Origin of the sequence: Azohydromonas caseinilytica (assembly GCF_012927045.1) — a bacterium.
Classification (GTDB): Bacteria; Pseudomonadota; Gammaproteobacteria; order Burkholderiales; family Burkholderiaceae_C; genus Azohydromonas; species Azohydromonas caseinilytica.
The window spans coordinates 164771-187538 of the sequence record NZ_JABBFW010000009.1; the positions used below are offsets into that span (position 1 = coordinate 164771).

General features: G+C 70.5%; 19 protein-coding genes. 12 read left to right on the forward strand and 7 right to left on the reverse strand.

Annotated features, from left to right (window positions below; all coding sequences use genetic code 11):
- Positions 1 to 3: 3 nt before the first annotated feature.
- Together HHL10_RS15235 and uvrA are read right to left on the reverse strand one after the other, a co-directional pair.
- On the reverse strand, positions 4 to 618 hold the full coding sequence (locus HHL10_RS15235; protein ID WP_169161230.1) for a 2-hydroxychromene-2-carboxylate isomerase: 615 nt from the start codon (positions 616 to 618) through the stop codon (positions 4 to 6).
- A gap of 496 nt (positions 619 to 1114) precedes the next feature.
- Positions 1115 to 4006 (reverse strand): excinuclease ABC subunit UvrA, encoded by a 2892-nt coding sequence (uvrA, locus tag HHL10_RS15240; protein ID WP_205833051.1) that lies wholly within the window; start codon positions 4004 to 4006, stop codon positions 1115 to 1117.
- A 157-nt stretch (positions 4007 to 4163) separates the two neighbouring features.
- Between uvrA and HHL10_RS15245 the strand changes: the two genes are divergently transcribed.
- Positions 4164 to 6020, forward strand: a complete 1857-nt coding sequence (locus HHL10_RS15245; protein WP_235971497.1) for a PHA/PHB synthase family protein — start codon at positions 4164 to 4166, stop codon at positions 6018 to 6020.
- A complete protein-coding gene (locus HHL10_RS15250; RefSeq protein ID WP_169161231.1) occupies positions 6001 to 6435 on the forward strand; it encodes a hypothetical protein in 435 nt (144 codons plus the stop codon). The genes HHL10_RS15245 and HHL10_RS15250 overlap by 20 nt, the downstream gene beginning before the upstream one ends.
- Before the next feature lie 39 nt (positions 6436 to 6474).
- Here HHL10_RS15250 and HHL10_RS15255 read toward each other — a convergent pair whose 3' ends face one another.
- The 3 genes from HHL10_RS15255 to recQ form a co-directional block, all read right to left on the reverse strand.
- Positions 6475 to 8223, reverse strand: coding sequence for a tannase/feruloyl esterase family alpha/beta hydrolase (locus HHL10_RS15255; RefSeq protein ID WP_169161232.1), 1749 nt, complete (start codon positions 8221 to 8223; stop codon positions 6475 to 6477).
- A 194-nt stretch (positions 8224 to 8417) separates the two neighbouring features.
- Positions 8418 to 10643, reverse strand: a complete 2226-nt coding sequence (locus HHL10_RS15260; RefSeq protein ID WP_169161233.1) for a 3-hydroxybutyrate oligomer hydrolase family protein — start codon at positions 10641 to 10643, stop codon at positions 8418 to 8420.
- Between the two features lie 125 nt (positions 10644 to 10768).
- Positions 10769 to 12652 carry a DNA helicase RecQ gene (recQ, locus tag HHL10_RS15265; protein WP_169161234.1) on the reverse strand — a complete coding sequence of 628 codons (1884 nt, stop codon included), beginning with the start codon at positions 12650 to 12652 and terminating at the stop codon, positions 10769 to 10771.
- A 143-nt stretch (positions 12653 to 12795) separates the two neighbouring features.
- Between recQ and ssb the strand changes: the two genes are divergently transcribed.
- The 10 genes from ssb (at position 12796) to HHL10_RS15315 (ending at position 21940) form a co-directional block, all read left to right on the forward strand.
- Positions 12796 to 13359, forward strand: coding sequence for a single-stranded DNA-binding protein (gene ssb / locus HHL10_RS15270; RefSeq protein ID WP_169161235.1), 564 nt, complete (start codon positions 12796 to 12798; stop codon positions 13357 to 13359).
- Positions 13360 to 13448: 89 nt separating this feature from the next.
- Positions 13449 to 13808 (forward strand): thioredoxin family protein, encoded by a 360-nt coding sequence (locus tag HHL10_RS15275; protein WP_169161236.1) that lies wholly within the window; start codon positions 13449 to 13451, stop codon positions 13806 to 13808.
- A 110-nt stretch (positions 13809 to 13918) separates the two neighbouring features.
- Positions 13919 to 14911, forward strand: coding sequence for a sulfate ABC transporter substrate-binding protein (locus tag HHL10_RS15280; protein ID WP_169161237.1), 993 nt, complete (start codon positions 13919 to 13921; stop codon positions 14909 to 14911).
- 22 nt (positions 14912 to 14933) lie between these two features.
- Positions 14934 to 15770 carry a sulfate ABC transporter permease subunit CysT gene (gene cysT, locus HHL10_RS15285; protein ID WP_169161238.1) on the forward strand — a complete coding sequence of 279 codons (837 nt, stop codon included), beginning with the start codon at positions 14934 to 14936 and terminating at the stop codon, positions 15768 to 15770.
- Positions 15767 to 16699, forward strand: a complete 933-nt coding sequence (gene cysW / locus HHL10_RS15290; protein ID WP_169161239.1) for a sulfate ABC transporter permease subunit CysW — start codon at positions 15767 to 15769, stop codon at positions 16697 to 16699. The genes cysT (HHL10_RS15285) and cysW (HHL10_RS15290) overlap by 4 nt, the downstream gene beginning before the upstream one ends.
- A 52-nt stretch (positions 16700 to 16751) precedes the next feature.
- Positions 16752 to 17738, forward strand: a complete 987-nt coding sequence (locus HHL10_RS15295; RefSeq protein ID WP_169161240.1) for a sulfate/molybdate ABC transporter ATP-binding protein — start codon at positions 16752 to 16754, stop codon at positions 17736 to 17738.
- Between the two features lie 265 nt (positions 17739 to 18003).
- Positions 18004 to 19023: a sulfate ABC transporter substrate-binding protein gene (locus HHL10_RS15300; RefSeq protein WP_169161241.1), complete on the forward strand. Its 1020-nt coding sequence runs from the start codon at positions 18004 to 18006 to the stop codon at positions 19021 to 19023.
- Between the two features lie 139 nt (positions 19024 to 19162).
- Positions 19163 to 19996, forward strand: a complete 834-nt coding sequence (gene cysT / locus HHL10_RS15305; protein ID WP_169161242.1) for a sulfate ABC transporter permease subunit CysT — start codon at positions 19163 to 19165, stop codon at positions 19994 to 19996.
- Between the two features lie 2 nt (positions 19997 to 19998).
- Positions 19999 to 20865 carry a sulfate ABC transporter permease subunit CysW gene (gene cysW / locus HHL10_RS15310; RefSeq protein ID WP_169161243.1) on the forward strand — a complete coding sequence of 289 codons (867 nt, stop codon included), beginning with the start codon at positions 19999 to 20001 and terminating at the stop codon, positions 20863 to 20865.
- A 4-nt stretch (positions 20866 to 20869) separates the two neighbouring features.
- Positions 20870 to 21940, forward strand: coding sequence for a sulfate/molybdate ABC transporter ATP-binding protein (locus tag HHL10_RS15315; protein WP_169161244.1), 1071 nt, complete (start codon positions 20870 to 20872; stop codon positions 21938 to 21940).
- A 115-nt stretch (positions 21941 to 22055) separates the two neighbouring features.
- Here HHL10_RS15315 and HHL10_RS15320 read toward each other — a convergent pair whose 3' ends face one another.
- Entirely contained in the window at positions 22056 to 22472 is a 417-nt protein-coding gene (locus HHL10_RS15320) for a type II toxin-antitoxin system VapC family toxin (protein WP_169161245.1), read from the reverse strand.
- Positions 22472 to 22714 carry a type II toxin-antitoxin system Phd/YefM family antitoxin gene (locus HHL10_RS15325; protein WP_169161246.1) on the reverse strand — a complete coding sequence of 81 codons (243 nt, stop codon included), beginning with the start codon at positions 22712 to 22714 and terminating at the stop codon, positions 22472 to 22474. The genes HHL10_RS15320 and HHL10_RS15325 overlap by 1 nt, the downstream gene beginning before the upstream one ends.
- Positions 22715 to 22768: the final 54 nt, after the last annotated feature.

Sequence of the window (22768 nt, forward strand, 5' to 3'; positions counted from 1 at the left end):
CCTTCAAATCTCCTTGTGTCGTTGTAGTCGGCGCTCGACGAAGTCGAGCCGGTCCTGCCCCCAGAAGATCTCGCCGTCGATGACGTAGCTGGGCGCGCCGAACACGCCTGCGTCGATGGCGCGCTGCGAGTCCTCCTCGTAGCGCAGGTGCACGCGCTGGGTGTGGGCGTCGTCGAGCCGGGACAGCTGCAGGCCCTGGGCCTTGAGCAGTTCGGCCAGTGTCGCTTCGTCGGCGATGTTCCTCTCGTCCACCCACAGCGCACGCATCACCGCGCCGGCCAGTGCCATCGCGGCCTCCGTGCCGTCCTGCAGGTCCACGGCGATGATCAGTCGCGCCGCGTCGTCGCCATTGACCGGGAAGTAGCGCGGCGTAGGGTTGAGCGGGGCGTCGAGCCACTCGCTCCAGCGCCGCAATTCCAGCAACCGGTACGCCTGGCGCTGCGGTGCGCGCTTGGCCAGCGGCAGCCCGCCGGTGAGCGGGAACACGCGCCCGCCCAGGTCCACCGGCAGCACGCGCACCTCGGCGCCATGCTGGCGCGCGATGTCGCGGAAGCGCTGGTGGCCCAGGTAGGCCCACGGCGAGTTCGGAGCGAAGTAGTAATCGATGGCAAGGCTCATGGGCAAACAACCGTCCGGGGCCACAGGGACCGGCACCATAGCCCATCCCCCGCGTCCCTATCCCGGCTGGGCGCTTGGGGCCGCAACATCAGGAAACGGCCGCCGCGGCCCGCAGCCCGCCCCATGGAAAAAAAGCGGACATCCATGCGCCGGATCGCACCGCGCGGGGGCCGCACTCTAACCCAGCGCCTTACATCTCTTCACACCTGTAGATCAACTCAAGGCAACTGCGGCGTGGCGGCCCGAACTGCGGCCTTGGGCTGAAGGCCACATCCACCCCATACCTGCCTTGCCCCGGCCGATGGATGCGCTTGCCTGTGGCGCGGGCTGGAGGAACAGGCGAAAAGAGAGAAGGGAAACGGGCCGGATCAGCCTTCGGACCCGGCTGGGCAGAGATCGTCAACAGAGACGCGACATTCGCCCTGCCGACTGACATCCATTGAGCTGAACGTCAACCTGCAGGAAACAATCTGGCCCGCCCTGTCCTGCAGCCTTCTCACCCCCGCTGCAACAGCGGCGCCAGGAACCGCCCCGTGTGGCTCTCCTTGCACGCCGCCAGCTCTTCCGGCGTGCCGGCCAGCAGCACCCGCCCGCCGCCGGAGCCGCCTTCGGGGCCCATGTCGATGAGCCAGTCGGCGGTCTTGATCACGTCCAGGTTGTGTTCGATCACCACGATGGTGTTGCCCGCGTCGCGCAGCTGGTGCAGCACGCGCAGCAGCAGCTCGATGTCGGCGAAGTGCAGGCCCGTGGTCGGCTCGTCCAGGATGTAGAGCGTGCGCCCGGTGTCGCGTTTGGAGAGCTCCAAGGCCAGCTTCACCCGCTGCGCCTCGCCGCCCGACAGCGTCGTGGCGCTCTGGCCCAGCGTGATGTAGCCCAGGCCCACGTCCAGCAGCGTCTGCAGCTTGCGGGAAATGGCCGGTACGGCGGAGAAGAACTCGGCCGCCTCCTCCACCGTCATACCCAGCACCTGCGTGATGTTGCGGCCCTTGTAGAGGATCTCCAGCGTCTCGCGGTTGTAGCGCGCGCCGTGGCAGACGTCGCAGGGCACGTACACGTCGGGCAGGAAGTGCATCTCCACCTTCAGCACGCCGTCACCCTGGCAGGCCTCGCAGCGCCCGCCCGAGACGTTGAAGCTGAAGCGCCCCGCCCCGTAGCCGCGCTCGCGCGCCGCCGGCACCTCGGCGAACAGCTCGCGGATCGGCGTGAACAGCCCGGTGTAGGTCGCCGGGTTGGAGCGCGGCGTGCGGCCGATGGGGCTCTGGTCCACGTTGATGACCTTGTCGAAGGCCTCCAGCCCCTCGATCGCCTCGTGCGGTGCCGGCTCCAGGTTGCTGTTGTAGAGCTTGCGCGCCACTGCCGCGTACAGCGTGTCGTTGACCAGCGTGCTCTTGCCCGAGCCCGACACGCCGGTGACGCAGGTCAGCAGCCCCACCGGGATCTCCACGCTCACGCCCTTGAGGTTGTGGCCCGTGGCATTGACGATGCGAAGCCCCGTGCCCGGCTCCCACGGGCGCCTTTGCTTGGGCACCTCGATGCGCAGGCGACCGCCCAGGTAGCCGCCGGTCAGCGACTCGGGATGGGCGATCACCTCCTGCGGCGTGCCCTGCGCGATGACATGGCCGCCGTGCACGCCGGCTCCCTTGCCCATGTCCACCACGTGATCGGCGGCGCGGATCATGTCCTCGTCGTGCTCGACCACCAGCACCGAGTTGCCCAGGTCGCGCAGGTGCTGCAGCGTGCCGATCAGGCGCTCGTTGTCGCGCTGGTGCAGCCCGATGCTGGGCTCGTCGAGCACGTACATCACGCCGGTGAGGCCGCTGCCGATCTGGCTGGCCAGCCGGATGCGCTGCGCCTCGCCGCCGGAAAGCGTGTCGGCGCTGCGGTCCAGGCTCAGGTAGTTCAGGCCCACGTCGTTGAGGAAGCGCAGCCGGGCGCGGATCTCGCTGACGATCTTGCCGGCGATGGCCTCCTTGGCGCCGCGCAGGTGCAGGCCCTCGAAATAGGCCAGCGCCTCGGCCAGCGTGGCGTGTTCGACCTCGTAGATGGACCGGCCCGTCTCGCCCGGCGCGGCGTTGGCGGCGTGCAGGAACACGTGGCGTGCCTCGCGCCGCAGCCGCGTGCCGCGGCACTCGGGGCAGGACTGCTGGTGCTGCATGCGCATCAGTTCCTCGCGCACCGCGGCGGAATCCGTCTCGCGCAGGCGGCGCGTGAGGTGGGGCAGGATGCCCTCGAAGGGATGCGCGCGCTTGACCGAGCGCGACTTGCCGCGCGCGCCCTCGGCCTCGTAAGTGAATTCGATCTCCTCGGGGCCCGAGCCGTGCAGCAGCACGTGGCGGTAGGTCGGGTCCAGCTCCTCGAAGGGCTGCTCCAGGTCGAAGCCGTAGTGCTTGGCCACCGCCTCCAGCAGCCCGTAGGTGTAGCTGTTGCGGCGGTCCCAGCCCTTGACGGCGCCACTGGCCAGGCTCAGCGACGGGAAGGCCACCACCCGCTCCGGGTCGAACACCGTCACGTGGCCCAGGCCGTCGCAGGACGGGCAGGCGCCGGTGGGCGAGTTGAAGGAGAACAGGCGCGGCTCCAGCTCGGTGAGCGAGTAGTCGCAGTGCGGGCAGGCGAAGCGGCTGCTGAAGGGCGTCTCGGCGCCGCCGTCCATCTCCAGCGTCAGCGCGCGTCCGCCGCCCAGGCGCAGGCAGGTCTCGAAGCTCTCGGCCAGGCGCTGGCGCATGCCGGCGCCGCCGGCGTCCTCGTCGCGACGCACCTTGACGCGGTCCACCACCACGTCGATGTCATGCCCGCGCTCGGCCGCGGCGGGCAGGCTGTCGATGTCGTGCACGCTGCCGTCGATGCGAAAGCGCACGTAGCCCTGGGCCTGCAGGTCGGCCAGCACCGGGCCGAAGTCGCCGGGCCGGCCGCGCGCCACGGGGGCCAGCAGCATCAGCTTGGTGTCCTCGGGCCGCGCCAGCACCGCGTCCACCATCTGCGCCACGCTCTGCGCCTGCAGCGGCAGCGCGTGCTGCGGGCAGAACGGCGTGCCCGCGCGCGCGTAGAGCAGGCGCAGGTAGTCGTGGATCTCGGTGACGGTGCCGACGGTGGAGCGCGGGTTGTGGCTGGTGGCCTTCTGCTCGATGGAGATCGCGGGCGAGAGGCCCTCGATCACGTCCACGTCGGGCTTGTCCATCAGCTGCAGGAACTGCCGCGCATAGGCCGACAGGCTCTCCACGTAGCGGCGCTGGCCCTCGGCGTAGAGCGTGTCGAAGGCCAGCGAGCTCTTGCCGGAGCCGCTCAGGCCGGTGATGACGACCAGCGCCTGCCGCGGCAGGTCCAGGTCGATGTTCTTGAGGTTGTGCGTGCGTGCGCCGCGCACGCGGATCGCAGGCGTCTCGTGATTCAAGGGTTTCTACTCAGCTCGGGTCAACCGGCCATCATAGCCAGCGCCCGCGGCGCATGTCCCGGCATGGGGTGCGCGTGCCCGGAGGCGTCAACCCCCTCTCGGGCCAAGGCGATTCCCCCGATGGCGGGACGGCGGCACTGGGGTATACGTGCCTTGCATGAACGACGACACCCTGCGGCGCTTCGCTGACTCGGTCACTCCCACCACCGTCGCCCTGCCGCAAGCGACCGTGGTGACCCCACCCCAGGAGCCCCCGGCGCTGCCGGAACCGGACAACCCGGCGGTGGCCGACACGCCGGACGCCCGGCAGGCGGCGCGCGCGATGGACCGCGTGCTGCATGCCGGCGCGGCCTCGGTCTCGGGCGGGCTATCGCCGATCTCGCTGGGCCTGGCGCTGGCGGACTGGGGCTGGCACCTGGCGACGCAGCCGGCCAACACCGGGCGGCTGGCACTGTCGGCCCAGCAGCATGCGCTGGAGGCGCTGGCGGACTGCGCCAGCGGCAACTGCAGCGGCCCGCTGGCCGAGGACCCGCGCTTTCGCGACCCGGCCTGGCACCAGTGGCCCTTCGCGCCGCTGGCTCGCTCGCACCAGGCGGCGCAGCACTGGTGGCAGGACGCCAGCCAGCTGCGCGGCATGACGGCGCACCACACCCAGGTATTGCGCTTCTTCGCCCAGCAGTGGCTGGACATGCTCTCGCCCAGCAACAGCTTCTTCACCAACCCCGAGGTGCTGCGCCGCACCGCCGAGCGCCAGGGCGCCAACCTGGTGGAAGGAGCGCTCAACCGGCTCGACAGCTGGCGCCGTCGCCACGGCCTGGAGCCGCTGACGCCGCCCGAGCACCCCTACCTGCCGGGCGTGGACCTGGCGCTCACACCGGGCCAGGTGGTGCACCGCAACCACCTGGTGGAACTGATTCAGTACGCGCCCACCACCGAGGAGGTGCAGGCCGAGCCGGTGTTCATCGTCCCGTCCTGGATCATGAAGTACTACATCCTGGACCTCTCGCCGCACAACTCGCTGGTGAAGTGGCTCACGGGCCAGGGGCACACGGTGTTCATCCTGTCCTGGCGCAACCCGGACGAGAACGACGCGCGGCTGAGCCTGGACGACTACCTGGAGCTGGGCGTCCTCGACCCGCTGGCCGCCATCGCCCGGCTGATCCCGGACCAACCGGTGCAGGCCTGCGGCTACTGCCTGGGCGGCACGCTGCTGTCCATCGCCGCGGCGGCGCTGGCGCGGCCGGGCCAGGTCGAGCGCGCGGCGCAACTGCCCAAGCTGGCCGGCGTGACGCTGCTGGCGGCGCAGACCGACTTCACCATGCCGGGCGAGCTGGGCGTGCTCATCGACGAGTCGCAGGTGGAGCTGCTGGAGGACATCATGTCCGAGCGCGGCTTCCTCACCGGGCGGCAGATGGCCGAGACCTTCCAGTTCCTGCGCTCGCGCGAGCTGATCTGGTCCACCCGCATGCGCGAGTTCTGGCTGGGCGAGCGCATGCAGCCCAACGACCTCATGGCCTGGAACGCCGACGTCACGCGCATGCCCGCGGCGATGCACAGCCAGTACCTGCGCCGCTGCCACCTGCACAACCAGCTCGCGCACGGCGAGTACCCGGTGGAGGGCCGGCCGGTGTCGCTGGGCGACATCCGCCAGCCCGTCTTCTGCGTCGCCACCGAGCTGGACCACGTTTCGCCCTGGCGCTCGGTGTACCAGCTGCACCGGCTGGTGCACACCGAGCTCACCTTCGTGCTTACCAACGGCGGCCACAACGCCGGCATCGTCTCCGAGCCCGGCCACGCGCGGCGCCGCTACCGGCAGCGGCGCATGGCGCACGGCGCGCACTGGACCGGTCCGGACGAATGGCTGGACGCCGCCGAAGCGCGCCAGGGCTCGTGGTGGCCGGCCTGGCACGACTGGCTGGTCGAGCACAGCCGCGGGCGCGTGCCGGCACGCCCCGTGCCGGAGGGCTTGGAGCCTGCCCCCGGAGGCTACGTCCATGTGCGCTACCACGACTGAATCCGGCCGCTCGCACCTCGACTTCCTGAGCCGGTGGCGCCGACGCCGCGCCGGCGTGCTCTTCGCCGCCGCGCTGCTGGCCGGCTGCGGCGGCGGCGTCTACATCGGCATTGGCCCCGATGACGACCCGCCGACCGTCAGCCTGGTGGTCGCGCCCACCGTGGCCCAGCCCGGGCAGACGCTCACGCTGCTGGCCGACGCGCGCGACGACTACGGCGTGGACTACGTCGCCTTCTATCAATTGCTGCCCAACGGCGGCGCAGTGCGGCTGGGCATCGTGCCGGCGCCGCCCTACCAGCTCACGGTCGTGCTGCCCGCCGACGCCCAGGACCCCACCCAGTTCTTCGCCCGCGCCGTGGACGGCGCCAACCAGTACGGCGACAGCGCCACCGCCGTGGTGCGGGTGCTGCGTTGAGGCAGGCCGGCCCGCAGCGGCCGGCCTGCCCCGTCGCGCTTACCGGGTCACGCAGCCGAAGCTGGCCGCGGCGTTGACGTCACCACCGTTGTAGCGGGCCCAGCTCGGGTACTCGCACAGCGGTCGCGTGCGGCCAGGGACGCCCGCGGTGTCAGCCACCACCTGATTGACCGGGGCGGTGCCGCGCTCGACCCAGTTCTCCAGCGCGGTCAGCGAGTCCCAGGCGGCGTTGAACGTGGTGCCGACCGAATGCCCGTAGCCGGGGATCTCGTAGTAGCGCAGGAAGCCCGCGACCTTGGGCTCTCCCATGGTGGCGCGCACGCGGCTGACGAAGTCGCGCGTGGCGCGGTTGCTCACCAGTGCGTCGTGCGCCCCATGGGCCATCAGGATCTTGCCGCCCTTGGCCTGGAAGGCGGAGAAATCGGTGCGCGTGACCTCCTGGACCCCGCTGAGCTCGACGATGCGCGACTGCCACGTGCCCGGGTTCTGCGGGTCCAGCGCCAACGGGTCGAAATTCGAGTCGCGGGTCACGAAGTAGCGGACCCACTGGTCCCAGAAGGTGCTGCCGTAGGGCGGGCTGGTGATCGGCGTGGTGGTCGGCACCACGGGCGGCATCGGCGACGCGGGCTGGGTGGTGCCCAGCGACAGCGTCAGCGTGGTGTTCTGCAGCACGCTGGTGCCGGGGTTGCCGAAGTCGGTGCCCCAGGTGGTGAAGCCGGGATAGCGGGTTTCGCCGCTGGCCAGGGCGTAGCTCAGCACGGTGGGCGAGTTGAGCACGTTGAAGGCGGCGATCTGCGCGTCCGACAGGCAGGTGTCGCCGGTATCGGCGCCGCCGGGGCAGCGCAGGGGCGTGCCCTTGAGCGTGGCCGTGGCCGGGTCGAAGCTCTCGCACGCGGCCACGTTGCTGATGAGGCCGTCCTCCACGTCGTCGAGCCCGTCGCAGGCCTCGTAGGCGGCATCGAAGAGCAGCTTGCGCTTCTCGCGGCTGGGGTAGGCGCCCGGCTGGGCCAGCGCGCGGGTCATGCGGCCGAAGTGCAGGTCCAGCATGACCGCATTCCAGGCCGGGTACAGCACGATGGCGCCGTCGAAGTCTTGCGGCCAGTTGCCCACCGCCAGCAGCGCCTCGCGCCCGCCGGTGGAGCCGCCGGCGAAGTAGGTGCGCTGGGGCGCGGCGGCATAGCGCGCCTTGATCAGCTCCATGACCGTGTCGCGCGTCTTCTTGAGCGCGTTGCCGGCGAAGTTGCGCAGTGCCTCGTCATTGGCGCCGAAGGAGCCGTCGCGGCTGCCGAAGGTGCCGGCCTGGTGGCCGGAGTCGCTGCCGAAGGTGGCGTAGCCGCGGCCCAGCGGCACGGGCTGGTCGGCGGGGCCGGCCGGCACGTTGCCCAGGCCGGTGGCGATGGTGCCGTCGTAGCCGCCGCCGCCGAACATCATGGCCTTGTTGTTCCAGGCCGCCGGCAGGTTGAGCTGGAACTTGATCTTGGGTGCGGCAGGATCGACCGGGTTGATCTCGCCGAGCACCTTGCAGTACTCGCCCACGGCGGTGGCGCCGCTGCCCGCAGCCGGCACGATTTGCGTGCTGGTGACCACGGCGCCGGTGGTGGGCAGGCCGATGGCCGTTGCCGGCACCGTCATGCCGATGAGCTCGGCGCAGCTCTTGGGCTGCGCCACCGGCGGCAGCGGCGCGGGATCGTCATCATCGAGCCAGCATCCCGACAACGGCAGGCACACCAGGGCGGCGGCAGCGGCGGCCGGCAGGCGGCGCGGGACACGGACGGGTTTCACGGACATCGCAGCTCCTTGAGGTCGTTTCGGCGCGGGTCGCGGGCCCGCACCGGTGCGCGAAAGGCGCCTCAGGCTACGGGCCGCCTCGAAGCCGGGGCAGTTGCGCGATCGCTTAGGCAAAGACCCCAAGCGGGAGAACCCGTGGAGGGCCTTTGAAGGGCGCCCGGACGGCTGCGTCGCCGGGCGCCCTGCCCGCCGCCTCAGTTCGGCACGTTCAGCACCTTGCCGTCGAAGGTGATGGCGTCGGCCGCCGCGGGCACGGTGGCGATGGGCAGCAGGTGCGCCGCGCGCGTGAGGGCCGGCGCCGCGCCCGGCGTGCCGCCGCGCGGCGTGGTGCGCACCAGCTGGCTGGCCGGCAGCGGCGCGCCGCCGCTCAGGTGCGCGTACATCGCGTTGAGGCCGTCCACGAAGTAGACATGCAGCGGGATGTAGCGGGTGTCGAAGCCGGCCAGGCCCAGGAAGCCGTCGAAGTGCTGGCCGTTGCTGACCTCGATGTAGCGCAGCCGGCTGGCCGCTCCCTCCACCGCGTGATTGAAGGCGGCGTAGGCGCGGCCGGCGTTGTTGACGGGCAGCAGCGCGTCGCTGCGGCCGGCGATCACCAGCGCCGGCTTGTGGCGCAGGTGGCCGCTGGCCAGCACCTCGCGGATGCCCTGGCGCACCGCCTCGCTCTGCTGGCGCGTGGGGGTGCTGCGCGCGGTCAGCGGCACGCCGGTGCGCGGATCGGTGCCGGTGACCAGCGCGCGCTGGCACAGCGCGGCCTCGAAGCCCAGGTCCGCCAGCGCGGTGCCCGGCGAGACGGCCAGGTCCCAGCGCCGGGCGCCGCCCACCGCCTCGTTGACGATCACCGTGGCCGGGACGCCGTTGGCCGTGCCGTTGCCCGTGGCGTAGCTCACGGCCTTGGCCGCGGCCGGGATGGGCGCCGGCGCGCCGGTGGCGTCCACACCGGCAAAGCTCACGCCGCACAGGTTGTCCAGCACCGAGAAGCGGCCGTAGCCGTTGGCGTACATGCTGGTGACGATCACCGCGTTGCCCAGGCCGTAGTGGGCGTTGTGCATGGTGTCGTTGTAGGGGCCCCAGCCGTAGGCGCGCAGCCGGGCCAGCGCGTCGGCCGCCTGGGCGGCGGTGTCGGCGCCGTTGACCAGGCCGGCCTGGGCCAGCGAGGCGCAGCGGTTGGCCGCGCGCGGGTTCATGCCCGTGAGGGTCATGTAGTTGTGGAAGGAGAGCTCGCCGCCCATGGAGGCCTCGGCTGCCAGCGCCGCGCAGGGCTGGTAGAGATTGGCGAAGCTGAAGTAGTCCAGCAGCGGCTTGCCGAAGGCCACCGGCACCCCGCCCTGCTGCACGCCGTAGCCCTGGGTGCTGCGCGGCGTGGCGCCGGGCTCGCCGGCGACCACGGCGTCGATCAGGCCCTCGGTGTCGGCCTCGGCCGCGCGCAGCACCGCCGTGCCGCCGTTGGACACCGACGCGGCGATGACCAGCGTGTTGTCCGGCCTGAAGTGCTGCCCCTTGAGGTGACTGTGGCCCAGGCGGGGACCGTGCTCCTGGTTGAGCACCCACAGCGCGTAGCGCGCGGCGGCCAGGGTGTCGGTGCCCCAGTCGCGCTCGGAATGGGTCTCGGCGTGCGCGTGCTTGAGCGCGACGCGGTTCGGGTAGAGCGCATTGAAGGCGGTGCGCTGCGCCTCGCCCATGCGCGCGCTGAAGTGGCTCAGCGCGCCGGCGTTGCGGCTGGTGTCGCGCGTGCCGTCGATCTGGTGGACGCTGTCGTCCGAGAGGTCATGCAGGCCCATGCCCTTGCCGGCGTCGCTCAATGCCACCGCGCAGCCGCGCTTGAGGCCCCACTCGGCCACCGTGCCGATGCCGCCGTAGACGCCGCGCGAGCCCGAGGACGGCGCCACGACGATGCAGGGCTTGGCGGGGTCGAAGCTGTCGGGCAGTTGCACGGCGGTGGTGACGCGCCGGTTGCCGCCGGGCACGTCCACCACGCCCAGGTACTCGACGCCGGGCACCAGCCCCTCGCCCAGCGTGTCGTGGCCGTCGAGGTCGATGTTCGGGCCGTAGAGCCGGCCGTAGCCGCCGTTGGCCGTGACGTCGATCAGGCCGCGGTAGTTGGAGAGGATGGCGTTGCGCCGCAGCTCCAGCGCCGTGGGGTTGGCGGCGTCGGCGTAGCCGGCCACGCCCGTGGCCAGGCCGGTCTTGCCCCAGCCGGCGGTGAGCAGGTCCTGCGTCGCGGCCGAGGTGCCGGGCCCGGGGCTGGTAGCGCGGTACTCCGTGCGGCTGAGCGAGGCCACGCCAGCGGGCGGCAGGTTGGGCAGCACGGACCGGTCGTCGGGACCGTGGCCGTGGCCGGGTCCGCCGGCATGGGCCGCGAGCTGCAGGCACAGCAGGGCCGCGGCGGCGGCGGACAGTCGGACGGTGCGTTGTTGGGGCATCAGCTTCTCCTCTTGCGGACAGCCGACGCAGGCTACGCACGCGCCCGGAGCGTGAACATTGCACGATCACCTAAGCAGCGACCCTCTGCGGGTCCGCCCGGTCTTGCGTCAGGAGCGTCCCGGCCTCAGCCGCCCAGCACGCGCAGGATCTCGCGCCCGTAGGCTTCGAGCTTCTTGGCGCCCACGCCGCTGATGTGGCCCAGCGCCTGCAGCGAATCGGGACACTCGGCCGCCATCTGCGCCAAGGTGGCATCGTGGAAGATGACGTAGGCCGGCAGGCCATGCTCGCGCGCCACCTCCGCGCGCCAGGCCTTGAGCTTCGCGAAGCGCTCCTGGCCCTCGGCGTCCAGCGTGGCGGCGGCGGCGGGCACGCGCTCGCCCCGCTCGCCGCGCGCGGTGCGCGAGCCGCGGACCCGGGCGGTGGGTTCGCGCGGCTCGCGCAGGATGATCGGCACCTCGCCCTTGAGCACCGCGCGCGCGCTGGGCGTCAGCGCCAGGGTGTTGAACTCGCCTTCGGCCTGCACATGGCCCAGCGCGACGAGCTGGCGCAGCACGCCGCGCCATTGCGCCTCCGACAGGTCCGCGCCGATGCCGAAGGTGGAGAGCTTCTCGTGCCCGTACTGCGCGACCTTGTCGGTGCGCTTGCCGCGCAGCACGTCCAGGAGGTGGCCCGCGCCGAAGCGCGTGGGCCCGAAGCCGCCGCCATGCTGGCCGAAGCGGTAGATGCACGACAGCGCCTTGCGCGCGGCCTCGGTGGCGTCCCAGGTGCGCGGCGGATTGAGGCAGTTGTCGCAGTTGTCGCAGGGCCGGCTGGCCTCGCCGAAGTAGGCCAGCAGCCGCACGCGGCGGCAGTCGTGCGCCTCGGCCAGGGCCAGCAGCGCATCGAGCTTGGCGCGCTGCAGCCGCTTGAACTCCTCCTCGGCGTCGCTCTCGTCGATCATGCGGCGCTGGTTGACCACGTCAGCCAGGCCGTAGGCCATCCAGGCGTCGGCCGCCTCGCCGTCGCGCCCGGCGCGGCCGGTCTCCTGGTAGTAGGCCTCGATGTTCTTGGGCAGGTCCAGGTGCGCGACGAAGCGCACGTCGGGCTTGTCGATGCCCATGCCGAAGGCGATGGTGGCCACCATCACCAGGTCGTCCTCGCGCAGGAAGCGGTCCTGGTGGCGCCGGCGCGTGTCGGCGTCCAGCCCGGCGTGGTAGGGCAGCGCGCGCACGCCCTGCTGCTCCAGCCAGGCCGCCGTCTCCTCCACCTTGCGCCGGCTCTGGCAGTAGACGACCCCGGCCTCGCCCTCGTGCTCGTCGCGGATCAGCCGCAGCAGCTGCGCACGCGGGTTGTCCTTCTCGACGATGGTGTAGCGGATGTTGGGGCGGTCGAAGCTGCTGACGAAGGCGGCGGCCTCTTCGAGCTGCAGCCGCTCGACGATGTCGCGCCGGGTGTGGTCGTCGGCCGTGGCGGTGAGCGCCACGCGCGGCACGCCGGGATAGCGCTCGTGCAGCGCCGACAGGCCCAGGTACTCCTCGCGGAAGTCGTGGCCCCACTGGCTCACGCAATGCGCCTCGTCGATGGCGAAGAGGCTCAGCAACTGGCGCTCGTGCAGCGAGTCGAGCATCGCCAGCATGCGCGGCGTGAGCAGCCGCTCCGGGGCGACGTAGAGCAGCACCAGGCGCCCGCTGCGCAGCTCGCGCTCCACCTGCTGGGCCTGCTCGCTGGACAGGGTGGAGTTGAGATAGGCGGCATGCACGCCGGCTTCTTCGAGCGCGCCGACCTGGTCGTGCATCAGCGCGATGAGCGGGCTCACCACCACGGCCACGCCCAGGCCCTGGCGGTGCCGCACGATGGCCGGCACCTGGTAGCACAGGCTCTTGCCGCCGCCCGTGGGCATGAGCACCAGGGCGTCGCCGCCGGTCACGACGTGCTCGACGATGGCGGCCTGCGGGCCGCGGAAGGCGGTGTAGCCGAAGACCTGCTGCAGCACCTGCAGCGCGGGGGAGGAGTCGGGGGAGGACAGCATGGCGGGCGGGGGAGCCGGCGATGGTACCCGGGGCTTCGCGCGCGCCCACGCGCGTATGCGCGAAGCCCCCGCCGGCCCGTGCGGAAGGCCCCATGCGGCACAATTCCACCCTTCCCCCGAAGATTTCCTGCCCAGGAGCGGCCATGGCCAGCGTCAACAAAGTCATTCTCATCGGCAACTGCGGGCGCGACCCGGAGGTGCGCTACACGCCCCAGGGCACCGCGATCTGCAACGTCTCCGTCGCCACCTCCAGCCGCCGCAAGGACCGCAACAGCGGCGAGATGGTCGAGGACACCCAGTGGCACCGCGTCACGTTCTATGAACGCCTGGCCGAGATCGCCGGCGAATACCTCAAGAAGGGCCGCCCCGTGTACGTCGAGGGCCGCCTGAAGTACGGCAAGTACACCGACAAGGACGGCATCGAGCGCAACACCGTGGACATCGTGGCCGAGCAGATGCAGCTGCTGGGCGGCCGTGAAGGCATGGGCGGCGACGACATGGGCGGCGGTGGCGGCATGGGCATGGGTGGCGGCGGTGGCCGCGGCGGCTACAGCCGCGCCCCGGCCCGCGGCGGCGACGACATGGACGGCGGCGGCGCCCCGGCCCCGCGTGCGGCGGCGCCGCGTCCGGCCCCGCCGCGCCCGGCGCCCGCGCCCCAGCGCCCGGCCACCGGCTTCGACGACATGGACGACGACATCCCCTTCTGACGCCCCCGGGTGGTTCAGGACAAGACAGCGGCCTTCGGGCCGCTTTTTCGTGTCCGCCGCGCCCGCGTCCCCTGCCACACTTCCCTCCCATGCCAGCTTCCGAACCCCTGCTCGTCGCTTGCCTGTGCGCCGCCTGGTGCGGCACCTGCAAGGAGTACCGCCCCATCTTCGACGCCGCCCGTGACAGCGCCCCGCCCGGCGAGCGCTTCGTCTGGGTGGACATCGAGGACGAGGCCGACGTGGTCGAGGACATCGACGTCGAGAACTTTCCCACCCTGCTGGTGGCGCGCGGCGACACGGTGCTGTACTTCGGCGTGCTCACCCCCCAGCCGGGGCTGCTGACGCGGCTGCTGCAGGCCGCGCGCGCGGGCGACCTGAAACCGCAGGCCAGCGACCCCGAAGTGGCCGCCCTGCCGGCGCGCGTGCGTGCCATGTCCGGTAACGCCTGACACTTTCCATGCTTGTGTCTGCGGGCTGCGTATAAGCAAGCGCGCAAACATTCGTTGGTCCGTCTAAGGGGCCTTCCTAGGATGCCTTCATGCATCCAAGGAGGACCTTCATGAAATCGCTGTTCTTGGGCGCGCTGCTGGCGGTGGCCGCCTTGGGCGCCAACGCTCGCGACATCGCGCTGCTCAACGTTTCCTACGACCCCACACGCGAGCTGTACCAGGACGTCAACGCCGCCTTCGCCAAGCAGTACCAGGCCAAGACCGGCGACAAGGTGGACATCAAGCAGTCGCACGGCGGCTCGGGCAAGCAGGCGCGCTCGGTGATCGACGGCCTGGAGGCCGACGTGGTGACGCTGGCGCTGGCCTACGACATCGACGAGATCGCCGCCAAGGCCAAGCTGCTGCCGCCCGACTGGCAGAAGCGCCTGCCGCAGAACAGCGCCCCCTACCGCTCCACCATCGTCTTCCTGGTGCGCAAGGGCAACCCGAAGGCGATCAAGGACTGGGACGACCTGGTCAAGCCCGGCGTCTCCGTCATCACCCCCAATCCCAAGACCTCCGGCGGCGCGCGCTGGAACTACCTCGCCGCCTGGGGCTACGCACAGAAGAAATACGGCTCCGACGCCAAGGCGCAGGAGTTCGTGGGCAAGCTGCTGGCCAACGTGCCGGTGCTCGACAGCGGCGCGCGCGGCGCCACCACCACCTTCGTCGAGCGCGGGCTGGGCGACGTGCTGCTGGCCTGGGAGAACGAGGCGCTGATGGCGCTCAAGGAGCTGGGCCCTGAGAAGTTCCAGATCGTCGCGCCCTCGGTGTCGATCCTGGCCGAGCCCACGGTGGCGGTGGTGGACAAGGTGGTGGACAAGAAGGGCACCCGCGCCACGGCGCAGGCCTACCTGGAGTTCCTGTACTCGCCCGAAGGCCAGAACCTCGCCGGCAAGCACTACTACCGCCCGGTGGACCAAGCCGTCGCCGCCAAGTACGCCCAGCAGTTCCCGCAGGTAAAGCTGTTCACCATCGACGAGGTGTTCGGCGGCTGGACCAAGGCGCAGCAGACGCACTTCGCCGACGGCGGCACCTTCGACCGCGTCTTCGCCCGCAAGTAATTCGCCCCGGAGGCTCGCCGCCATGCTCTCCCGCCTGCTGCTCAGGCAGCGCAGCGTGCTGCCCGGGTTCAACCTGGCCCTGGGTTTCACGCTGCTCTACCTGAGCCTGATCGTGCTGCTGCCCCTGTCCGCGGCCTTCATCAAGACCTCGGGCATGACGCTGCAGGCTTTCTGGGACGCGGTGAGCTCGCCGCGCGTGCTGGCCTCCTACCGGTTGACCTTCGGCGCCTCGCTGGCCGCGGCGCTGGTCAACGCCGTGTTCGGGCTGCTGGTGGCCTGGGTGCTGGTGCGCCAGCAGTTGCCGGGCAAGCGCGTCATCGACGCGCTGGTGGATCTGCCCTTCGCGCTGCCCACGGCCGTCGCCGGCATTGCGCTGACCGCGCTGTACGCCCAGAACGGCTGGATCGGCCAGTTTTTACCCTTCAAGGTCGCGTTCACGCCGGTGGGCGTGTTCGTGGCGCTGGTCTTCATCGGGCTGCCCTTCGTGGTGCGCACGCTGCAGCCGGTGCTGGAAGACCTGGACCGCAGCGTCGAGGAGGCGGCAGCGACGCTGGGCGCCTCGCGCGTGCAGACCTTCCTCAAGGTGGTGCTGCCGGTGCTGCTGCCGGCCCTGCTCACCGGTTTCACCCTGGCCTTCGCCCGCGCGCTGGGCGAGTACGGCAGCGTGATCTTCATCGCCGGTAACCTGCCCATGGTCAGCGAGATCACGCCCTTGCTGATCATCACGCGGCTGGAGCAGTACGACTACCACGGCGCCACGGCCATCGCCGTGGTGATGCTGGTCGCGAGTTTTGTCCTGCTGCTGCTCATCAACGCCCTGCAGGCGTGGACGCGGCGGCGCCAGGGAGCCTCGACATGAGTTCGGTCCTGCCCGTGTCCCCAGCCGCTGCCTCCCTGCCCCTGGGCACGGCGCTGGGCCAGCCCGCCGCCCGGCGCCGCAAGGCCGCCAATGCACCGTCGCGCTGGGTCAATGCCGCGCTGGCGGGCCTGGCGCTGCTGTTCCTGACGCTGTTCCTGTTCGTGCCGCTGGTGTCGGTGTTCGTGCAGGCCTTCGCCAAGGGCGTGGACGTGTACCTGGAGGCAATCTCGCACCCGGACGCGCTGGCCGCCGTCCAGCTCACGCTCATCGCTGCGGCGATCTCGGTGCCGCTGAACCTGGTCTTCGGCGTGTCCGCCGCCTGGGCGATTGCGAAATTCGAGTTCCGCGGCAAGAGCGTGCTGCTCACGCTCATCGACCTGCCCTTTTCGGTCAGCCCCGTGATCGCCGGCCTGATCTACGTGCTGGTGTTCGGGCTGCAGGGCTGGCTGGGCCCCTGGCTGCAGGACCAGGACCTCAAGATCATCTTCGCCGTGCCCGGCATCGTGCTGGCCACCGTGTTCGTGACCTTCCCCTTCGTGGCGCGCGAGCTGATTCCGCTGATGCAGGCCCAGGGCCGCGACCAGGAGGAGGCGGCGCTGGTGCTGGGTGCCTCGGGCTGGCAGACCTTCTGGCACGTGACGGTGCCCAACGTGAAGTGGGCGCTGCTCTACGGCGTGATCCTGTGCAACGCCCGCGCCATGGGCGAGTTCGGCGCGGTGAGCGTGGTGTCCGGGCACATCCGCGGCCTGACCAACACCATGCCGCTGCACATCGAGATTCTCTACAACGAGTACCAGTTCGCCGCCGCCTTCGCCGTGGCCTCGCTGCTGGCCGGGCTGGCACTGGTGACGCTGGTGCTCAAGGCCCTGGTGGAGCGGCGCGTCAGGGCGCAGCTGCGCGAGCAGCAGGCGGAAGGCGCCGCCGCATGAGCCACCCTCCCTGCCTCACTCACGACCCTTCACTTCGTTCCCGGAGCGCCGCATGAGCATCCAGCTGCACCAGATTTCCAAGCGCTTCGGCCCCACCGTGGTGTGCGAGGGCGTGGACCTGCACATTCCCGCCGGCGAGATGGTGGCGCTGCTGGGCCCCTCGGGCTCGGGCAAGACCACGCTGCTGCGCATCATGGCCGGGCTGGAGGAGCCCGATGCCGGGCGCGTCTTCATGCACGGCGAGGACGCCACCGAGGCCCCGGTGCAGGAGCGCCGCGTGGGCTTCGTGTTCCAGCACTACGCGCTGTTCAACCACCTGAGCGTGCGTGACAACGTGGCTTTCGGCCTGCGCGTGCAGCCGCGCGCGCAGCGCCCGTCCGAGGCGCAGATCCGCCGCCGCGTCGATGAGCTGCTGGAGCGCGTGCAGCTGGGCGCGCTGGCCGGGCGGCACCCGAATCAGCTCTCCGGCGGCCAGCGCCAGCGCGTGGCCCTGGCGCGGGCGCTGGCGGTGCAGCCCAAGGTGCTGCTGCTGGACGAGCCCTTCGGCGCGCTGGACGCGCAGGTGCGCAAGGAGCTGCGGCGCTGGCTGCGCCGGCTGCACGAAGACATGCACGTCACCAGCGTGTTCGTGACGCATGACCAGGAGGAGGCCATGGAGGTGGCCGACCGCATCGTGGTCATGAACAAGGGCCGCATCGAGCAGGAAGGCCGCCCGCAGGAGCTCTACGACCGGCCGGCCAGTCCCTTCGTGCTGCAGTTCCTGGGCGACGCGCAGCGCCTGGACGATGGCGGCACGCCGCTGTGGGTGCGCTCGCACGAGATCGCCGTGCACCGCGAGCCCGCGCCGGGCCGCCTGAGCGCGACGCTGCTGCACGCGCTGTGCATGGGCGCGCGCATGCGCCTGGGCTTCAGCCGACCCGACGGCACCGCGGTCGAGGTGGAGCTCACGCGCGAGGAGTTCCAGCAGCTGCCGCTGGACGTGGGCGGCGCCTACCACCTGGAGCCGCGCCGGCCGGCGCGGTTTCAGCAGGCGGCTTGACGTCGATGCCGACTCGCCAGTGACGCCGTATCCCGTTCGTCCTGAGGTATCGAAGGATGAACGGCCCCCGCCGGGGTGCCGCCATTGCAGCCTGACGGATTCGTCCTTCGATACCTCAGGACGAACGGCTGGGTGAACGGCACGAACCAGTGAAGAGGCCGCGCATAACCTTCTGAAAATCCTTTCCTTGGGGCGGTTTGGCGGCCTCGCCTACCATGGCCCTCACCCAATAAATCCATCCCGCCTTTGCGGGGTCCCTGCCGCCATGACCGTTCGCAATCCCCTGCGCCGCCGCCTCGTCCTCGGCGCCCCGGCCGCCGCGCTGGCCGGCGCGCTGCCCTCGCTGGTGCACGCCGCCCCGGTGACGCTGCTCAACGTCAGCTACGACGTGGCCCGCGAGTTCTACAAGGACTACAACAAGGCCTTCGCCGCCTACTGGAAGAAGACCGCCGGCGAGGACATCACGCTCAACCAGTCGCACGGCGGCTCCAGCAAGCAGGCGCGCGCGGTGATCGAGGGCCTGGACGCCGACGTCATCACCATGAACCAGGCGCTGGACATCGACGTGGTGGCCGACAAGGGCCTCATCGCCGCCGACTGGGCCAAGCGCCTGCCCAACAACGCCGCGCCCACCAGCTCCGTGACCATGTTCATGGTGCGCAAGGGCAACCCGAAGGGCATCAAGGACTGGTCCGACCTCGCCAAGCCCGGCATGGGCGTGGTCATTCCCAACCCCAAGGTCACCGGCAACGGCCGCTACACCTACCTGGGCGCCTGGGGCTCGGTGATCAAGGGCGGCGGCAACGCCGCGCAGGCGCGCGAACTGGTGCAGAAGATCTTCGCCAACGTGCCGGTGTTCGACGGCGGCGGGCGCGCCGCCACCACCACCTTCGCGCAGCGCAGCATCGGCGACGTGCTGTGCACCTTCGAGAGCGAGGTGCAGTCCATCGTCGAGGAGTTCGGCAACCGCTTCGACGTGGTCTACCCCGCGCGCACCGTGCTGGCCGAGAACCCGGTGGCGGTGGTGGACAAGGTGGTGGACCGCAAGGGCACGCGCAAGCAAGCCGAGGCCTACCTGAAATACCTGTGGTCCGAGGAGGCGCAGCGCATCGCCGTCAAGCACAACCTGCGCCCGCGCGACGCCAAGCTGCTGGCCGCACACGCCAAGGACTTCCCCAACGTGTCCACCTTCACGGTCGATGAGGTGTTCGGCAGCTGGAAGAAGGCGCAGGCCGAGCACTTCAACGACGGCGGCATCTACGACCAGATCATGGCGCGGAAGTAAGTCACGCCCGCGGGCGGGCCGCGCGCGCCGCCCGCCCCGCGCCCACGGCAGCGGCCGGCCCGCCGTGGGCCAAAATCGCCGGCTCCCTTTTTCGACAAGGCGCATCCGTCCTCCCGGGCGGCTGCGCCTTGCCTTCTTCATGTTTTTCTCCCGCACCCTGCTCAAGCGCCACAGCGTGCTGCCGGGCTTCGACCTGGCCCTGGGCTTCACGCTGCTGTACCTCAGCCTGGTCGTGCTCATCCCGCTGTCGGCCGCCTTCCTCAAGGCCGCGACGATGACGCCCGAGGCCTTCTGGGACGCCGTGGCCTCGCCACGCGTGGTGGCCTCGTACCGGCTGACCTTCGGCGCCTCCTTCATCGCGGCGCTGGTCAATGCCTTCTTCGGCCTGCTGATCGCCTGGGTGCTGGTGCGCTACGACTTCCCGGGCCGGCGCCTGGTGGACGCGCTGGTGGACCTGCCCTTCGCGCTGCCCACGGCCGTGGCCGGCATCACGCTCACCGCGCTCTATGCCGAGAACGGCTGGATCGGCCAGCACCTGCCCTTCAAGGTCAGCTTCACGCCGCTGGGCGTGTTCGTGGCGCTGCTGTTCATCGGGCTGCCCTTCGTGGTGCGCACGCTGCAGCCGGTGCTGGAGGACCTGGGCCGCGAGCTGGAGGAGGCCGCCGCCACGCTGGGCGCCACGCGCTGGCAGAGCTTCAGCCGCGTGACGCTGCCGATCCTGGCGCCGGCCCTGCTCACCGGCTTCGCGCTGGCCTTCGCCCGCGCTTTAGGCGAGTACGGCAGCGTGATCTTCATCGCCGGCAACCTGCCCATGGTCAGCGAGATCACGCCGCTGATGATCATCTCCAAGCTGGAGCAGTACGACGTGCCCGGCGCCACCGCCATCGCCGTGGTGATGCTGGTGGCCAGCTTCGTGATGCTTCTCCTGATCAACATGCTGCAGGGCTGGGCCCGGCGCCGCCAGGGGCAGTGAGCATGAACCCGATGTCCCACTCCTCCCCCGAGGCCGCCACCACCGAGCCGGCCTGGGTGCGGCGCACGCTCATCGGCGTGGCGCTGGCCTTCCTGACGCTGTTCCTGTTCATCCCGCTGGTGCTGGTCTTCATCGAGGCCTTCAGGAAGGGTGCCGAGGTCTACCTGGAGGCGATCACGGAGCCCGACGCCGCCTCGGCCATCAAGCTCACGCTCATCGCGGCCGGCATCTCCGTACCTTTGAACCTCGTGTTCGGTGTCGCCGCCGCCTGGGCGATCGCGAAATTCGAGTTCCGCGGCAAGAGCCTGCTGCTCACGCTCATCGACCTGCCCTTCTCGGTCAGCCCGGTGATCGCCGGCCTGATCTACATCCTGGTGTTCGGGCTGCAGGGCTGGCTGGGCGCATGGCTGCAGGCGCACGAGCTGAAGATCATCTTTGCCGTGCCGGGCATCGTGCTGGCCACCCTCTTCATCACCTTCCCCTTCGTGGCGCGCGAGCTCATTCCGCTGATGCAGGCCCAGGGCGTGGAGCAGGAGGAGGCGGCCACGGTGCTGGGCGCCTCGGGCTGGCAGACCTTCCGCCGCGTGACGCTGCCCAACGTGAAGTGGGCGCTGCTCTACGGCGTGATCCTGTGCAACGCCCGCGCCATGGGCGAGTTCGGCGCGGTGAGCGTGGTGTCGGGCCACATCCGCGGTCAGACCAACACCATGCCGCTGCACATCGAGATTCTTTACAACGAATACCAGTTCGCCGCCGCCTTTGCCGTTGCCTCGCTGCTGGCGGCGCTGGCGCTGGTGACGCTGGCCCTGAAGTACGTCATCGAGCGGCGCGTGAAGGCGCAGCTCAAGCAGGCCGGCCGGAGCGAGTGACCCCATGAGCATCGAAGTCAGAAACCTCGTCAAGCGCTTCGGCACGCTGGCCGTCTGCGACAACCTGAACCTCACCATCAACTCCGGCGAGCTGGTGGCGCTGCTGGGCCCGTCGGGCTCGGGCAAGACCACGCTGCTGCGCATCATCGCGGGCCTGGAGAAGGCCGACAGCGGCAGCGTGCTGTTCCACGGCGACGACGCCACGCGCACGGCGGTGCGCGAGCGCAACGTCGGCTTCGTGTTCCAGCACTACGCGCTGTTCCCGCAGATGAACATCTTCGAGAACGTCGCCTTCGGCCTGCGCGTGCGCCCGCGCGCCACGCGCCCCAGCGAGGCCCAGATCCGCGCCAAGGTGATGGACCTTTTGAAGCTGGTGCAGCTCGACTGGCTGGCCGAGCGCTACCCCCATCAACTCTCGGGCGGGCAGCGCCAGCGCATCGCCCTGGCGCGCGCACTGGCGGTGGAGCCCAAGGTGCTGCTGCTGGACGAGCCCTTTGGCGCGCTGGACGCCAAGGTGCGCAAGGAGCTGCGGCGCTGGCTGCGCCGGCTGCACGACGAGATGCACGTCACCAGCGTGTTCGTGACGCACGACCAGGACGAGGCCATGGAAGTGGCCGACCGCATCGTGGTGATGAACCAGGGCCGCATCGAGCAGGACGGCAGCCCGGACCAGGTCTATGACCACCCCGCCACGCCCTTCGTGCTGCAGTTCCTGGGCGACGTGAACCTGTTCCACGGCCGCACCGGCCGCAGCGCCGGCCCGCACGAGAGCAGCGCCGACAACGTGGTCACCTATGTTCGCCCGCACGAGTTGCAGATCCTGGGCGAGGCCCGCCCCGGCGCCCTGCCCGGGCGGCTGCAGCAGGCGCTGACGGTGGGCCCGAACACGCGTCTGGAATTCCGACGCCTGGACGACGACAGCTACATCGACGTCGAGCTGCCGCGCGCGGAGTACCTGGCGCTGCGCGAGCAGCTGAATTTGGAGCCCGGCAGCCAGGCCTGGCTGCTGCCGCGGCGCGTCACGCGCTTCGTCGAGACGCCGGAGGAGCCGCAGGACCCGGCGGCGATGATCTGACGTCTTTCCTGATCGGCGCGAATTGTTTATTGAGAGTTGACGCTCAAGTCGCTCAAAGCCGTCGTTTGAGAAGACTGCTGCCTGAGGGTTGGCAAAAGACGACCCGCAGGATGGATCAAGCCAAGGGGTTCGCCAGCGGCACGCCACTGGCCTGCATGGCGGACAGCAGGGCGGCATCCAGCGTCGCCAAGGGCAGCTTGCGGCGCAGCGCCAGCTCCAGGTAAGCCGCGTCGTAGGTCGTCAGCCCATGCTGTGCGGCCAACGTGTCCAGCGTCACCAAGCCCACGGACTCGCGGTCGACGCGCAGGCGCAGGGTGGCCGCCACGCTGACCAGTTCGATTCGCTTGGCAGCGTCAATGCGGTGCCGACGCTGGGCATTGAGCAGCAGGTTGCCGATCTCAAGCAGCCACAGTGACGGCACCCAGACCTCGCCGTCGGCCGTGGCGGCGAGCGCGGCATCGGTGTAGTCGGTGGCCTCATCGGGCAGGAGCCAAGCTGCGGCCACCGACGCGTCCACGACAAAGCCGGCCATCAGCGGCGGCCTTCGCGGATCAGGTCGCGGCTGCTGAGCCCGCCCAGGCTCACCCCTTGGCGCGCCTCGCGCAGCTTGGCGACGGCATCAAGCCCGCGCTGCCGGGCTTCGTCAGCCTCCGGCGGCGTGAGCCGGGCCACGACCTTGCCGCGGCGGGTGATCTCGATTACTTCCCCGGCCTGTACCCGGTCGATCAGCTCGGACAGGCGGTTCTTGGCTTCGAACAGAGCAACGGTGGACATGGCAGCTCCCGGCAGACGAGGCAATGTAGCTAGCTGGCTACATCAGGGTAAAGA

What these genes read in the sequence shown, in the direction of transcription:
- cysT (WP_169161238.1), top strand. Translation starts at nt 14,934, where the DNA reads ATGCTCTCCCGCCTGCTGCTCAGGCAGCGCAGCGTGCTGCCCGGGTTC.
- HHL10_RS15325 (WP_169161246.1), bottom strand. Translation starts at nt 22,714, where the DNA reads ATGTCCACCGTTGCTCTGTTCGAAGCCAAGAACCGCCTGTCCGAGCTG.
- cysW (WP_169161239.1), top strand. Translation starts at nt 15,767, where the DNA reads ATGAGTTCGGTCCTGCCCGTGTCCCCAGCCGCTGCCTCCCTGCCCCTG.
- ssb (WP_169161235.1), top strand. Translation starts at nt 12,796, where the DNA reads ATGGCCAGCGTCAACAAAGTCATTCTCATCGGCAACTGCGGGCGCGAC.
- HHL10_RS15275 (WP_169161236.1), top strand. Translation starts at nt 13,449, where the DNA reads ATGCCAGCTTCCGAACCCCTGCTCGTCGCTTGCCTGTGCGCCGCCTGG.
- HHL10_RS15295 (WP_169161240.1), top strand. Translation starts at nt 16,752, where the DNA reads ATGAGCATCCAGCTGCACCAGATTTCCAAGCGCTTCGGCCCCACCGTG.
- HHL10_RS15300 (WP_169161241.1), top strand. Translation starts at nt 18,004, where the DNA reads ATGACCGTTCGCAATCCCCTGCGCCGCCGCCTCGTCCTCGGCGCCCCG.
- HHL10_RS15245 (WP_235971497.1), top strand. Translation starts at nt 4,164, where the DNA reads ATGAACGACGACACCCTGCGGCGCTTCGCTGACTCGGTCACTCCCACC.
- cysW (WP_169161243.1), top strand. Translation starts at nt 19,999, where the DNA reads ATGAACCCGATGTCCCACTCCTCCCCCGAGGCCGCCACCACCGAGCCG.
- cysT (WP_169161242.1), top strand. Translation starts at nt 19,163, where the DNA reads ATGTTTTTCTCCCGCACCCTGCTCAAGCGCCACAGCGTGCTGCCGGGC.
- HHL10_RS15235 (WP_169161230.1), bottom strand. Translation starts at nt 618, where the DNA reads ATGAGCCTTGCCATCGATTACTACTTCGCTCCGAACTCGCCGTGGGCC.
- HHL10_RS15280 (WP_169161237.1), top strand. Translation starts at nt 13,919, where the DNA reads ATGAAATCGCTGTTCTTGGGCGCGCTGCTGGCGGTGGCCGCCTTGGGC.
- HHL10_RS15250 (WP_169161231.1), top strand. Translation starts at nt 6,001, where the DNA reads ATGTGCGCTACCACGACTGAATCCGGCCGCTCGCACCTCGACTTCCTG.
- HHL10_RS15320 (WP_169161245.1), bottom strand. Translation starts at nt 22,472, where the DNA reads ATGGCCGGCTTTGTCGTGGACGCGTCGGTGGCCGCAGCTTGGCTCCTG.
- HHL10_RS15260 (WP_169161233.1), bottom strand. Translation starts at nt 10,643, where the DNA reads ATGCCCCAACAACGCACCGTCCGACTGTCCGCCGCCGCCGCGGCCCTG.
- HHL10_RS15255 (WP_169161232.1), bottom strand. Translation starts at nt 8,223, where the DNA reads ATGTCCGTGAAACCCGTCCGTGTCCCGCGCCGCCTGCCGGCCGCCGCT.
- recQ (WP_169161234.1), bottom strand. Translation starts at nt 12,652, where the DNA reads ATGCTGTCCTCCCCCGACTCCTCCCCCGCGCTGCAGGTGCTGCAGCAG.
- HHL10_RS15315 (WP_169161244.1), top strand. Translation starts at nt 20,870, where the DNA reads ATGAGCATCGAAGTCAGAAACCTCGTCAAGCGCTTCGGCACGCTGGCC.